We start from the raw sequence: 15,014 nt of genomic DNA on the forward strand, positions 1-15,014 counted from the left end.
CTCTCTAGCCAGGAAACCATTGCCATGACCAAGCTTCACACTGCCCAGCGCCCAGTCCCAAACGTTGACACGGACGCGCAGCGTACCTCCACGCTGGGCAGCCGCTTGCGGCTCACGCCGCTCGCATACGCACTGACCACCATGCTGATGGCGGGCGCCTTTGCCACGCCGGCGCGCGCGCAGCAGGCGTTCAGCGGCGGCTGGTTCGCGGCCAAGGGCGCGGCGCAAAATACGGCGGCCAACTCGGGCCGCCTGCCGAATGGCCAGCCGCTGCCGCTGGGCAGCCGTCCCGACGGCCAGCAACAGCAGGCGAACCAGCAGTTGCAGCGCTCGCTCAACAACCTGAACCTGGCCGCGCGCGCCATCGCCGCGCAGCAAGCATCCCAGGCGCAGGCGCGCCAGGCGGCCGCCGGCGGCGCCAGCGTGCCGAACGGCCTGGCGCAGGGCGGCTTGCAGGTCGACACCAACAGCCTGACGGCCGGCTGGCTCCATGCCCAGGGTCCCGTGCAGACGGTGGCGAACGGCAAGACGGCCGTGGTGGTGCAGCAGACGGCGGACAAGGCCATCCTGAACTGGGAAACGTTCAATGTGGGCAAGGACACGACCTTGACCTTCCAGCAGCAGAAGGACTGGGCCGTGCTGAACCGGGTCAACGATCCGCTGGCGCGTCCCAGCCAGATCCAGGGCCAGATCAAGGCCGATGGCACGGTGCTGCTGGTCAACCGCAACGGCATCGTGTTTACGGGCACGAGCCAGGTCGACACGCGCAGCCTGGTGGCGGCCGCGGCCCGCATCAGCGACGCGCAATTCCAGAAAAACGGCATCTACAGCCCCGGCACGCCCGGCGCCACGACGTTCACCGATGCGGCCGGCAAGGTGCAGGTGCAGGTGGGCGCGCGCATTTCCAGCAACCTGCCGAAGGGCAGCACGGAAGGCGGCGGTTACGTGATGCTGCTGGGGACAGAGGTCCACAATGGGGGCGAGATCAATACGCCCAAGGGCCAGGCCCTGCTGGCCGCCGGCGACGGTTTTAGCATCAAGAAGGGCGTGGGCACGGATGGCAATCCGCTGTCGACCACGCGCGGTAGCGAAGTCACGCCGCAGTTCGCGGCCGGCAGCACGGCGGGCAAGGTCGTCAACACGGGCCTGATACAGGCGCGTGAAGGCGATGTCACGCTGGCGGGCCGCGACGTGCGCCAGGAAGGCGTGCTGCTCGCCACCACCACGGCCGCCACGCGCGGCACGGTCCACCTCAACGCCCTGGGCAGCGACGCTGCCGTCACCGTGGGACGCGGCGCCACCACGGCCATCCTCGTCGAGGACGACGGCAAGACGATGGCGCTCGACAGCCAGCGCGACGCCATGCGCGGACCGGCCGTGTCGGCGGAACAGAATATCTCGCTCGTCAATGACCGCCGCGACCAGTCGCGCATCGAGATCGGCAGCGCCGGCACGGTGGAATTGCTCGCCGATTCGCTGACCCTGGCCACGGGCGGCCAGATCGCCGTCAATGCGGCCAGCCGCAGCCTGTTGCGCGACGGGGCGCAGCTTGACGTGTCCGGCGCCGTCGGCGTCAAGGTGGCGATGGCGGCCAACAATATCGAGATCAATGTGCAGGGCAACGAACAGCGCGATGCGCCCGTCAACCGCGACGGCAAGGCCCTGATCAACAACAGCATCTGGGTAGACCGCCGCAAGCTGGTGTTCGTACCGAAAGGCACGAATGGCTATGACAGCGACCGCTGGTACACGGCTGGCGGCTTGCTGGAAGTGGCCGGTTATCTGGGCACGCAGGGGCACTCCGTCAGCGAATGGATGGGGCAGGGCGGCACGGTCAGCTTCGGCGGCAAGGATGTCGTCACGCAGCTTGGCTCCAGCATCAATCTGTCCGGCGGCACCCTGGACGTGCAGACGGGCGCACTGCGCCAGACCTGGCTGAAAGGCGCGGACGGCAAGCTGTACGAAGCGGGCAGCGCACCGGCCGACTTGCCGTACGCGGGCGTGTACAAGGGTTACGAGGAAGAACATGCGCGCTGGGGCAAGGAAGCCAGCGCTTTCTACGCCAATCCCCTGATCGCCGCACAACAGCGCCTGGAAAACGGCTACACGGTGGGCCGCGACGCGGGCAAGCTGGTGGTCGCCACGGGGTCGGCCGTGCTGGAAGGGGGTATCGCGGGCGACGTCTTCCAGGGCGAGCGCCAGAGCCAGGCGCCGCAGGCGCTGCTCGACGGCTACCAGCAGTCGCAGCTGGCGGCAGCGCAGCGGGGCCAGCTGATCGTCGGCCAGTATCAGGCCATGTTCGACAAGCGCACGGGCGTGCTGCAGCATGCGCTGTCGGCCGTCATGGACGAGGTGCGCCTGACGCGGGTGCAGGACGGCATCGCCGCCGGCCTCGACGTGACAGGAGTGCTGGAGCCGGAGCGCGAGGGCAGGCTGCTGCTCGACACCAATTTGCTCAACAGCCAGCAGCTGGGCGCCATCCGCATCGCCGCCAAGGGCGCGATCACCGTCGACAGCGCGCTGCAAGTGGCCGACGGCGGCAACATCACCCTGTTCGGCAAGGACGTGGCCATCAATAGCAACCTGCGCAGCCATGGCGGCAGCATCATGGCCGGCAATGTGCTGAACCAGATCGGCGCGCTGGGCATGGCTGACACTGTCGTCAATCCGGGCGTGCCGCCGGGCACGTTGCTGCTGGCCGATGGCGTGAGTCTCGATACGAGCGGCTTGCTCAGCAACGTGCTGCGCGATCCGCTGGCCGCCGCCGGCTTGCCGTACCTGAACGGCGGCACGGTATCGTTGCGCGCGTTTGGCGACGTGCGCATCGGCAATGGCAGCCTGGTCGACGTCAGCTCGGGCGCGGCCATCCTGTCGCAGGCGAAACAGCAGGGCGGCAAGGGCGGCAACGTGGCCCTGGCCAGCTATGGGCCGGAAGCCGACCTGGTGCTGGGCGAGGGCGCGCAAGTGCGCGGCCATGGCGTGACCGGTGGCGGCAAGCTGGAATTGCAGGCCAACAATATCCTGGTCGGCCAAGCCGATACCGGACAGAAAGGTACCCTGCAGCTGGATGGCGACTTCTTTGACAAGGGTTTTTCCAGCTACAGCCTGCTCGGCAAGCAGGGCGTGACGGTGGCGGACGGCACGCAGGTTGACGTGCGCATGCCCGTGCTGCGCGTGGTGGACAATGAAAAACTGGCCCTGTGGACGCCGGAACAGGTCACGGAAAACGCCGTCAAGGGCACCTTGACGCAGCGCAATGGCGCCAGCCTGGCCCTGCAGGTGGGCGACGTGCAGTCCGATGCGGCCGACATGGCCAGCGCCGAGTTGCTGGTCGGCAAGGGCGCCGTGGTGAATGTCGATGCGGGCCAGTCGATCAAGCTGTCCAGCGTGGGCCAGCTGACGGTGGAAGGGCGGCTGAACGCCTGGGGCGGCAAGATCAGCCTCGGCGGCGTGGGCGTCGCCGTGAATGTGTCCGAAGCGGTGGAAGCGGCCGGCCATGGCCGTTCCATCTGGATCGGCGAGAACGCCGTGCTCGACGTGGCCGCGCGCGCCGTCAGCGCCACGGACGCGCAGGGCCGGCGCTACGGCAAGGTGGTCGATGGCGGCAGCATCGTCATCGGCGGCGAGATCGACCATGCGCAGGGCAGCACGTCGGCGGCCAGCCTGTTTGTTGTCGTGCGCGACGGCGCCGTGCTCGATGCTTCGGGCGCGCATGCGGTGCTCGATGTGAACGGCGCGGCCATCGACGTGGCCAGCGCCGGCGGCAGCATCGCGCTGGCGTCGAACAATGGCTTGTACCTCGATGGCCAGTTGCTGGCCCGGGCGGGCGGCGCGGGCGCGGCGGGCGGCAGCCTGTCCGTCGCCACGGGCACCCCCGTCTACCTGAAAGTGCTGGCCACGGACAAGGTGCTGCAGGGGCGCCAGCTGGCGCTGACGCAGCGTCAGGGCGCCAGCGACCTGGCTGAACACGTGAGCGCTCGGGATGCGGCGGCAACGCTGCAGTACGGCCACGGGCGTTTTTCCGTCGAGCAAGTGGAGGCGGGCGGCTTCGGCAGCCTGGCCCTGCTGGGCGCCGCCTCTTTTGATGGCGACGTGTCGCTGCATCTGCAGCAAAGCTTCCAGCTGTACGGCGCGCCCGTGCTGACACCAGGCAGCAAGCCCGGCGCGAAGGTCAGCGTTACGGCGCCGTATGTGCGCCTGGCCAGCATCAAGCCGGCCGGCAAGGATTTCTATGTCACGCCAGGCACGGCAGGGGAGTCGCCGATGGCCGGCCAGGTCAGCATCGCGGGCGACCTGATCGACGTGCGCGGCCTGGTCAATATCGTTGCCGACGACGTGCGCCTCACCAGCCGCGGCGACTTGCGCTTCCTGCTGTCCCCGCTGGGCTGGGGCGGCGCGGAGGCGACGACGGTGCTGTCCTCGCCGGGCGACATGACCCTCAGCGCGGCCCAGTTGTATCCGGAAACGGGCGCTGGCGCCGCCGTACGCGTCGGTTATGGCCGCACGGATGGAAAGTTCGGCTACGACCCGGAGCGCAGTCTGCGCATCGCTCGCACGACGGATAGTCTGCCGGCCATGCCGTATTCCGCCTTCGGCTCGCTGGAACTGGAGGCCGCGCATATCGAGCAGGGCGGCGTGGTGCGTGCGCCGCTGGGGCGCCTGGCGATTGGCGCGGCCCGCTATGAAAATGACAAGAGCCTGAGCGTCAATCTGCTGGCCAACAGCATCAGCTCCGTCAGCGGCGCCGGCCTGGTCATGCCGTATGGCGGCACGGTCGATGGCCAGAGCTGGAACGTGGATGGCAAGCTGGCCACCTTTATGGGCGTGGGCGGCTTCAATGCGCAGGGCGGCTTGCGCGTCGGCGTGGAAATGGCCGGCGTGGCCGTGCACGTGCAGCCGGGCGCGCTGCTCGACCTGTCGGGCGGCGGCGAACTGACGGGCGCCGGCTTCATCGCGGGCCGCGGCGGTTCCACTGATGCGCGCTATCATCCGCTGGCGCAAGTGAATGCGAACGGCGGTTTCATCCTGCCGGGCCTGGCGACGAATCCCGTGTACGCCATCGTGCCCGGTGTGCAGGCGCCGCAAGCGCCTTCGGGCGCCGCCGATGCGGCCATCGGCCGGCAGGTGACGATAGGCAGCGGCGTGCCGGGCCTGGCGGCCGGCACCTACACCCTGATGCCGTCGACCTACGCCTTGCTGCCGGGCGCCTTCCGCGTGGAGCTGAACGGCCTGGCGGGACAGGGCAGCGCCGATACGCTGGCGCAGCCGCTGCGCAACGGTTCCTGGGCCGCGCCCGGCACCTTGTCGATCGCCGGCACGGACATCCGCGCGCCGCTGGCCAGCCAGCTGATCATCACGCCGGCCAAGGTCGTGCGCACGTATTCCCAGTACAACGAAATGGGTTATGCCGCGTTTGCCCTGGCCGATGCGCAAACGCGGGGCATTCCCCGCGCGATGCTGCCGGCCGATGCGAAAACGCTCAAGCTGAACCTGGCGCCCGGCGGCGGCCTGGAGACGTTCCAGTTCCACGGCACGGGCAAGTTCGCCGCGGCCGAGGGCGGCTATGGCGGCACCGTGGTGCTGATGTCGAGCAATACCTCCGCTGGCGAGATCGAACTCCTCGCCGATGGCGCGCCGGCCAGCGGTGACGCGAAACAGGTCAGCATACGCGCTTCCAGCCTGAACAATATCGGCGCGGCCCGCATCGTGGTGGGCAATGCGCCCACCGTGGAATATGGCCAGGGCGGCAATTACGTGAACTTCGGCGTCCAGTCGGCGCGCGCCATCTACCTGCGCGCCGGCGCCGTCCTGTCGGCGCCCGAAGTATTCCTCGTCGCCCAGGATCCGGGTAATTCTGAACTGGGCGACGGCGTGATCGATATCGCGCCCGGCGCCGGCATCAACACCCTGGGACGCGGCAAGGCCGCCTACGACGCCAACGATGGCTTCATCTACCAGAGCCGCCCGGACGTGCACGTGCTGGCCGCGTCGAACGGCTTGCTCAATGTGGCGCCCGTCAGCGGTGCGACGCGCGGCGGCATCCGCATCGGCATGTGCGCCGACGCTTGCGCGGGCAGCGGCACGGCCAGCCTGTACTCGGAAGGCACCTTGCTGCTGGCGACCAGCGGCAGCTTCCAGCTCGACGACACGGCCCGCTACGGCACGCGCAACCTGAGCCTGGCCGTGGGCGCCATCAATATCGGCTCGAACGAGGCGCTGGCGGCGGCCCAGGCCAGCGGCACGCGTCCCGCTGGCCTGACCCTGAACCAGGGGCTGCTGGACCGTTTGCTGCGCGGCGACACCAGCACGGGCGCGCCAGCGCTGCAGGCGCTGATGCTGAACGCGGCCGACAGCGTCAACTTCTATGGCGACGTGGTGCTCGACACCTACGACAAAGTCAGTGGAAAATCGAACCTGGAGCGCCTGGTGCTGACCACGCCGGCCATGTATGGCCAGGGCGGTGCCGATACCGTGGCGACCATCCGCACGGCCAACCTGATCTGGGGCGGCGCGCTGTCGGCGCCGGGCAATGTGATCGCGCATGGGGCCGGCACGGGCAGCGGCACCCTGAACCTTGAGACGCAACGCATCGATTTCGGCTTCGGCCCCTTCACGCAGCCAGCCGGCGTCGCAACCTTCGACCGCCTGGCGCTGGGTTTTGGCGCCGTCAATCTGAAAGCATCGGGCCAGGTCACGGCCAACCACAAGGGCAGCCTGTCCGTCTACCAGGCGCAGGGCGCGTATGAAACGGGCAAGGGCTTCCGGTACAGCGGCGGCAACCTGAACATCAGCACGCCGCTGCTGACGGGTGAGGCCGGTTCATCGCACAGCTACACGGCGGGCGGCGCGCTGGCCGTGACGGCGCCGGCCGGCGCGCCAGCCCCTTTCGCCAAAACTAACGCGGCGCTGGGCGCCCAGCTGGCCTTGAACGGCGACAGCGTGAACGTGGCCACGGCCGTGGTGCTGCCGAGCGGCAAGCTCACCGTCAATGCGCAGCACGACATCAGTGTGGCCGACGCCGCGCGCATCGACATGGCGGGCCGCAAGAGCACTTTCTTCGACGTGGATAAATACAGCTGGGGCGGCGACGTGACCCTGGACAGCCGCGCCGGCGATATCCGCACAGCTGCCGGCAGCGTGATCGACCTGTCGGCCGAGAACAACCGGGCCGGCAGCCTGAAGGCCGTGGCCCTCGACGGCGCGGCCGGCATGGTGGAGCTGCAAGGCAAGATATTGGGCGGCGCCAGCGGCAGCTACGACGCGGGCGGCACCGTGGTGCCGTACAAGCTGGGCAGCGTGGACGTGCGTGCGCAAACCCTGGGCCCAAGTGGCACCCCGGACAGCCAGTTCGCGTCGCTCAACAAGCGCTTGAACGAAGGCGGCGTGACGGGCGCGCGCAGCTTTCAGCTGAAACAGGGCGACTTGACCATCGGCAATGAACTGAAGGCAGGCGAAGTGCAGGTATCGCTCGACAACGGCCGCCTGACGGTGGCAGGCGTGATTGATGCCGGCGGCGAGCGCGTGGGCAGCATCCGCCTGGCCGGCAAGCAGGGCGTCAGCCTGGCCAACAACGCCGTGCTCGACGCGCATGGCACCATCCTGCGCGTCGACAGCTATGGCAAGATCATCGACAGCCCGAACCGCGCCACGGTGGAACTGAACGCGGGGGAGGGAACATTGGACCTGGCCGGCGGCGCGCAGATCGACGTGCGCCACGGCACGGCGGCCGTGCTTGGGAAGGGCAAGGGCGAATACGACGGCGCCGCGCGCGGCACGGTGGAACTGAGCGCTCCGCGCCTGGGCAGCGGCGGTTCCCGCACGGACGCAGACGCGGCCACCTTCGGCGACGTCGCCATCGCCAGCGGCAGCGGTTTTACCATCCGCGGCGCGAAATCCATCGCCGTCAACGCCATGCAGCGCTATGACGATGCGGCTTATGCCACGGACCTGTCGGCCAGCGGCCGCCCGTATCAGGTGATCAACCAGGCATACCTCGACAGCAAGCATGCGGACAGCACGGCGTTTGTCAATGCGGCGCTGGCCAACACGAACTTGCGCAATGGCAAGCTGGCCGGCTTGAACACGGCCGCGTATGCCGAGGCTTTGCACTTGCGTCCCGGCGTCGATATCGTCAGCAAGACGGCGGACGGCGACCTGGTGGTGCAGGGCGACCTGGATTTGTCCGGCATGCGCTACGCCAGCCTGAACCCGCGTTTTCAAGTGACGCATGCGCGCGGCTCGGGCGAGGTGGGCAGCCTGCTGCTGCGCGCCGGCGGCGATTTGAATATCTATGGCAGCATCAATGACGGCTTCGCGCCGCCGCCGTCCACGCAGGACGACAAGGGCTGGTTGCTGCTGCCGGGGCGAGATATCAACGGCAGCGACGTCATCGTGCCGGGCACGGGCGTGACCCTGGCCGACGGCACCATCTTCCCGGGCGGCGTCACGCTCAATTACGACGTGCCCGTCAAGGCGCTGAGTTTCCGAGCCAACACGCGCCTGCCCGTGGATGTGGTCCTGAACCAGGTGCTCACCTTGCCGGCCGGCACGGTGCTGGCGGCCGCCGTGCGCGACAGCGCCGGCAATATCGTCCACGCGGCGGGTACCTTGCTGGCCACGGAACAGACCTTTACTGCCGGCATGCGGCTCGACGCGGGCAGCGTGGTCGCGCAAATGGTCAAGGTACGCGCCATGACCTGGCCGAAAGGCGTCGCCTTGCCGGGCTTGCTGGGCGAGCGCAACGTGGTCACGCTCAGTGGCAAAGTGGCGCTGCCCGTCGGCGCGCTGATCCCCAACGGCACCGACGTCAAACTGCTGCCCGGCGTGGATGCCATCGAACTGCGTCCGGAAGTGGCGGGGCGCCAGGGCAAGCTGTGGGCCATCGCGCCCATGCTGGCAGAAGGCTCGCAATCGTGGGGCATGCGCCTGGCGGCTGGCGCCGACCTGGAGGCGGCCGACACGCGCAGCGTGCAGGCGCATCCGGAGCACGGCACCCTGCGCCTGGCCGACAGCCATTACGGCATGTATGGCGTCATGATCCCGCCGAAGGGCGTGCAGCACTGGACGCAGGCGGCGCAGGAGCTGGGCGAGCGCGAGGGCATCGTCGGCATCGTAGCGGGCGAACCGATCACCGAGGAATTCATCAGCCAGTTCGGCCAGACCGTGGCGGAATTTTGCGCTGGCGATGCCAGCATGTGCGTGCTGAAGCTGGCCTATGTGTGGACCAAGGCCGGCGCCGAAGAATTCGCCGACCCCAGCGTGAAGGCGGGCGACGTGGTCGACCTGGCCGGCCTGGGCTGGCCCACCATGTGCGAGGAAAACCCCACCTGGTGCGGCACCTCCAACCCCACCTTCGACAACAAGGCGTCCAGCCTGCGCTACAGCGTGCTGCGCACGGGCACGGGCGACCTGGACCTGGTCAGCGGCGGCGACTTGCGCATGGATAGCCTGTACGGCGTGTACACGGCCGGCATGTCGTCGGTGGCGACGGCGGCGGGCGACCCGTACAACCTGCCGCGCGCGCGCAATCTGGACGGCACGGTGCTGTCCAACCCCGATGGCGCGCATGAGCGCCTGGTCGATGGCGGCGCAGACAGTCTCTACCGCGCCTGGTATCCGGACCAGGGCGGCAATCTGCTGCTGCGGGTGGCCGGCGACCTGAGCGGCTCGCTGGTCGGCGGGGCTGCCGCCACCAACGGGCGCCCCGTCAGCAAGGATGGCCCCGGTGATTCGGTGGCGGTGGGCAACTGGCTGTGGCGCCAGGGCAGCGGCGGCGTGGCCACGGGCGGTCCGGCCCAGCCGACGGCGTGGTGGATCAATTTCGGCAGCTACGTGGGCCGCGATACCCTGGCCGATACCGTGCTGGGCTTTACGGGCTTCGGCACCCTGGGCGGCGGCAATGTGCGCGCCGACGTGGCCGGCGATGCGGGCGTGCTGGCGCCGAAGGTTGCCACCGTCTTCAACACCAATATCAACCCGCGCTCGCAGGGCTTGCTGCTGGCCGTGGGCAGCACGGGCCGCGTGCTGGCCGACGGCAGCCTGCAACTGACGGGCGGCGGCGACCTGGACCTGCGCGTGGGCGGCGGCCTCAATCCGGCCAGCCAGTCCGGTGGCGGCCACCTGAATGGCGCGCTGGCCGACTTGCGCGGCCACGTGGAGGTGGCCGCTGCCCAGCTGGGCAAGGTCGCGCTGCAGTACGGCACGCGCGCTACCGACCACGTGCCGCTGGAAACGCGCGCCTTCGACGCCTTCCGCGCCACCCGCGCCACGCCGCAGGGCGGCATGACCCTGGTGCCCGGCGACGCCACTTTCAATGTGGCCACCCTAGGCGACCAGGTGCTGCAGGATGTGGCCGACCCCGGCCGCGTGCCGATGTTCAACGCCGCGTCGTATACGAGCGCGGCGGGCGAACCGGGCGCCGGCTACAGCTGGTTCAGCCTGTGGACGCCGCGCACGGCGCTCGACCTGTTTTCCGCCGGCGGCAACATGACGCCGCTGACCGCGCCGATCGGCACGGCCACCGACCTGGCCGTCGTCTATCCCTCCATCGTGCGGGCCGCGGCCGCGAATGGCAGCTTGTACTATGGCAAGACCATCACGGACTGGGGTGGCGCAACCGCGTATGCCGATCCTTTGCTGCTGGCGCCGTCGCCAAACGCCCAGCTGGAATGGCTGGCCGGCGATTCCATTTATGCGGGCGGCTACGCCGTCAGCCAGTCCGGCGCGGCCGCCGACAGCATGGCGACGCCGTTCAAGCCAGCGTTCGCGGCCTGGAACCTCAGGCCCGGCAGCCAGACTGCCCTGGGCGGCAATGTTTCGAGCACGGGCGTGCCGTCGTCGCAGTGGAACGCTCCGCTGTTCGCCTTCGGTCCCGATTCCGCCGCCGGACCGGCCAACAGCGGCACGCAAGCGGCGCGCATCTACGCCGTGAAGGGCGATCTGATCGGCGTCAATAGCGGCCGCATGGTCGCGTTCTACGATGCCAAACACGCAGGCGTCACCTGGTACGAGGGGGCGCAACCGGTGTGGATGAAGGCAGGCCGCGATATCGTCGGCAGCGGCACGGCGCTGCTGGAAGCCATCGATGGCACGGGCGGTGGCGACATGATGTTCCGCAATTACAGCAACCTGTTCGTGCACAACAACGCGTTCGACGTGTCGGTGGTCTCGGCCGGACGCGATATCCTCAGCAGCTCCTTCAACGTGGCCGGCCCCGGCACGCTCGATATCAGCGCCGGGCGCAATATCTTGATGCAGGACAAGGGCAGCGTCGTCAGCCTCGGCCCCGTCGTCGCGGGAGACAAGCGCCTGGGCGCCGGCATCGCCATGCAGGCCGGCGTGGGCGCGGCGGGCCTCGACTACCTGCGCTTCGTCAAACCCTATCTTGACCCGGCGAACGTGGCGCAGTCGGGCGTGCCGCTGGCCGACCAGGCCGGCAAGGTGGTGAAATCGTACGGCGGCGAACTGGCCACCTGGCTCGGTGAACGCTACGGCTTCAAGGGCACGCCTGCCGAAGCGCTGACCTACTTCCTGGCCTTGCCCGCACCGCAGCAGCGCGTGTTTGCCCGCAATGTGTATTTTGCGGAACTGAAGGCGGGCGGGCGCGAGTACAACGATGCGGACAGCGCACGCTATGGCAGCTTCCTGCGCAGCCGCAACGCCATCGCTGGCCTGGCGCCGGCCACGGACGCGAATGGCAAGGCGATTGCCTATACGGGCGACATCATCATGTACCGCGGCCTGTATTCCAAGTGGAACGACGGCGAGCAGCGCCGCGACTATTTCCCCCGCAGCGGCTACGTGCACACCAACTTCGGCGGCGATATCGAGCTGCTGACGCCGGGCGGCAAGCAGGTGCTGGGCATTGAAGGCGAGGCGCCGCCGTCGACCTCGGGCGTCATCACCAAGGGCGGCGGCAACATCGACCTGTTCTCGCACGGCAGCATTTTGCTGGGCCAGAGCCGCATCATGACGACGTTTGGCGGCGATATCCTCGGCTGGTCCTCGCAAGGCGACATCAACGCGGGCCGCGGCTCGAAGTCGACCATCGTCTACACACCGCCCAAGCGCGTGTATGACAACTGGGGCAACGTGACCCTGTCGTCCGACGTGCCAAGCACGGGCGCCGGCATCGCCACCCTGGCGCCGATCGCCGAAGTGCCGGCCGGCGACGTGGACTTGCTGGCCCCGCTGGGCACCATCGATGCGGGCGAGGCGGGCATCCGCGTGTCGGGCAACGTCAACCTGGCTGCGCTGACCGTGATGAACGCGGCGAATATCCAGGTCAAGGGCGAATCCAAGGGCATGCCGACGGTGGCATCCGTCAACGTGGCCGCCATGAGCAACGCCAGCGCGGCCGCCACGCAGGCGACGGCCGCCGCCCAGGACGTGGTGCAGCGCGAGCGCGCCGCCACCCGTTCCGCGCAGCCATCGGTGTTTACGGTGCGCGTGCTGGGCTTTGGCAATGACGCACCGCCCGACAGCGCGCAAGCGGCGCCGCAGGACGGCGCGCGCATCGAGGCGGCCGACTACAACCCGCGCAGCGCCGTGCGCGTGCTGGGCCTGGGCACGCTGCCGGAATCGGCCACGCGCCAGCTGACGGCGCAAGAGCGCAGCAGGTTGTCGCCATGATGGCCGGCATGGTGAGCATGGCTGCTGCCTTGCCCCTGCGCATGGCCGGCATGGCCTGGTACCGCCCGGCCATCCGGCCCCGTCTGCAGGCGGCCAACGACGTGGCGCCAGGGCAGGGCGCGCAACTGCAGACGGTGCTGGAAAGCAATTACGCGGCCCTGCACCGGCGCCTGACGCGCCACCTGGGCTGCGCCGAGCTGGCCAGCGACAGCCTGCACGACGCCTGGCTGCGCCTGGGCGCGCTGGCGGCCGGGGACGGGGCTGCGCTGGCGCATAGCCCCGTCGCCTATGTGTTTCGCGTGGCGTGCAATGCGGCCATGGACAGCCTGCGCCGCAACCGCGCCTGGCTGTATGCGGACGATGGCGAAGGGGATGGCGGCGCCGGCCTCGTCGATTTCCTCGCCGATACGGCGGCCGGGCCGGAACGCCTGGCCGAGCTGCAGGCCGACGTGCGCCGGCTGGCGCAGGCCGTCGACTTGCTGCCGCGGCGCCACCGGCAAGTGCTCGAAGCGCTGCGCGTGGACGAGCTGACCCGCCAGGAAGTGGCCGAGCGGCACGACATGTCGCTGCGCAACGTCGATACGGCTCTGCGCCAGGCGCTCGACCATTGCGCCCGCCACACGGGCTACGCGGCGCAGGGCGGCGTCGGCACGACCCGGCGCGGCCTGAGGCTGAACGTTCGTTCGCGTACAGACGCGTAAACATCCGGCCGTCAGACTGGTGCTTCGGGCCTGCATGCGCCCACCCAGCCAGTCCACAGCCAGGAGGAAGCGCGAGATGACAGAGTCACATTACATCAATGCCGGCCGGCGCGGCTTGCTGATCGCCGGCGCGCTGTCGGCCACGGCGGCGGCCGTTCCCGGCGTGGCAGGAGCGGCGCAGGCCGTCAACACGAGCGGCCAGGCGCCACCAGTGCTGATGAAAGTCAGCCTCGACGTCAACGGCCGGCGCCACAGCCTGGAACTCGACACGCGCACCACCTTGCTCGACGCCTTGCGCGAACACCTGCACCTGACGGGCACCAAGAAGGGCTGCGACCACGGCCAGTGCGGCGCTTGCACCGTCATGCTCGACGGCCAGCGCATCAATGCCTGCTTGACTCTTGCCGTAATGCATGACGGCGCCAAGGTCACCACCATCGAGGGGCTGGGCACGCCGGAGAAATTGCATCCGATGCAGGCCGCCTTCATCACGCATGACGGCTATCAGTGCGGCTATTGCACGCCGGGGCAGATCTGCTCGGCCGTCGCCGCGTTAGGCGAGATCCGCCAGGGCATCCCCAGCCACGTCAGCACCGACTTGAACGCGGCCCCGCAGGCGACACCCGAGGAATTGCGCGAACGCATGAGCGGCAACATCTGCCGCTGCGGCGCCTACTCCAACATCATCGAGGCCATCACCGAGGTGGCGGGGAGGCCGGCATGAGAGTGTTCAGCTACCAGAAGGCCGCCACGCCGGCCGAAGCGGCGGCCGCCGCCGTGAACACGCCTGGCGCCCGCTTCATCGCGGGCGGCACGAATCTGCTCGACCTGATGAAGCTGGAAATCGAAACGCCCGCGCATCTGATCGACGTCAATGGCCTGGCGCTGGATAAAGTGGAAGCAACAAAGGACGGCGGCTTGCGCATCGGCGCCCTCGTGCGCAATACGGCCTTGGCCGCGCACGCCACGGTGCGCCGCGATTATGCCGTGCTGTCGCGCGCCTTGCTGGCCGGCGCCTCGGCGCAATTGCGCAACAAGGCGACGACGGCGGGCAACCTGCTGCAACGCACGCGCTGCCCTTACTTTTATGACACGAACCAGGCCTGCAACAAGCGCGTGCCGGGCAGCGGCTGCTCGGCCATAGCCGGCTTCAGCCGGCCGCTGGCGATCCTGGGTGGCAGCGGCGACTGCATCGCCACGCACCCGAGCGACATGGCCGTGGCCATGCGCGTGCTCGACGCCGGCATCGACACGGTACGTCCCGACGGCAGCACGCGCAGCATCCCCATCGCCGACTTTTACCGTTTGCCGGGCAACACGCCGCACGTGGAAACCGTGCTGCAGCCGGGCGAACTGATCACCAGCGTGACCTTGCCCCGGCCCATCGGCGGCACGCACGTCTACCGCAAGGTGCGCGACCGCGCCTCGTATGCGTTCGCGCTGGTGTCCGTGGCGGCCATCATCTTGCCCAATGGCACGGGCAAGCTGGCCTTGGGCGGCGTCGCGCCGCAGCCGTGGCGAGTGCCTGCCGCCGAGCAGGCGATCCCCGATGGCGCCGCCGCCGTGAGCGAACGCCTGCTGGCGGGCGCCAGGCCGACTGACGACAATGCCTTCAAGCTGATCCTGGCGCAGCGCACGATTGCCTCGGTGCTGGCTCAAGTGCAAGCAAAGAAAGGCTAGGGC

4 protein-coding genes are annotated in these 15,014 nt (G+C 68.9%); all 4 read left to right on the forward strand.

All coding sequences use genetic code 11. From position 1 onward, the window contains the following. Positions 1 to 24 precede the first annotated feature (24 nt). The 4 genes from KO539_RS09350 to KO539_RS09365 all read left to right on the forward strand — a co-directional run bounded on the left by KO539_RS09350 (position 25) and on the right by KO539_RS09365 (position 15,011). The gene (locus KO539_RS09350) at positions 25 to 12,630 is read left to right on the forward strand and encodes a filamentous haemagglutinin family protein (protein WP_257626213.1); all 12,606 of its coding nucleotides are present in this window, start codon (positions 25 to 27) and stop codon (positions 12,628 to 12,630) included. Beyond that, the gene (locus KO539_RS09355; RefSeq protein WP_219308773.1) at positions 12,627 to 13,331 is read left to right on the forward strand and encodes an RNA polymerase sigma factor; all 705 of its coding nucleotides are present in this window, start codon (positions 12,627 to 12,629) and stop codon (positions 13,329 to 13,331) included. Before KO539_RS09350 ends, KO539_RS09355 begins: the two co-directional genes overlap by 4 nt. Positions 13,332 to 13,407: 76 nt before the next feature. Continuing rightward, on the forward strand, positions 13,408 to 14,055 hold the full coding sequence (gene paoA / locus KO539_RS09360) for an aldehyde dehydrogenase iron-sulfur subunit PaoA (RefSeq protein ID WP_219308774.1): 648 nt from the start codon (positions 13,408 to 13,410) through the stop codon (positions 14,053 to 14,055). Beyond that, positions 14,052 to 15,011: a xanthine dehydrogenase family protein subunit M gene (locus KO539_RS09365; RefSeq protein ID WP_219308775.1), complete on the forward strand. Its 960-nt coding sequence runs from the start codon at positions 14,052 to 14,054 to the stop codon at positions 15,009 to 15,011. The genes paoA and KO539_RS09365 overlap by 4 nt, the downstream gene beginning before the upstream one ends. The last annotated feature ends 3 nt before the right edge of the window (positions 15,012 to 15,014 follow it).

The organism is Janthinobacterium sp. NKUCC06_STL (genome assembly GCF_019345455.1).
Lineage (GTDB): Bacteria > Pseudomonadota > Gammaproteobacteria > Burkholderiales > Burkholderiaceae_D > Janthinobacterium > Janthinobacterium rivuli.

Coding starts and splice junctions, on each gene's coding strand:
- KO539_RS09350 (WP_257626213.1), top strand. CDS start 25: ATGACCAAGCTTCACACTGCCCAGCGCCCAGTCCCAAACGTTGACACG.
- KO539_RS09355 (WP_219308773.1), top strand. CDS start 12,627: ATGATGGCCGGCATGGTGAGCATGGCTGCTGCCTTGCCCCTGCGCATG.
- paoA (WP_219308774.1), top strand. CDS start 13,408: ATGACAGAGTCACATTACATCAATGCCGGCCGGCGCGGCTTGCTGATC.
- KO539_RS09365 (WP_219308775.1), top strand. CDS start 14,052: ATGAGAGTGTTCAGCTACCAGAAGGCCGCCACGCCGGCCGAAGCGGCG.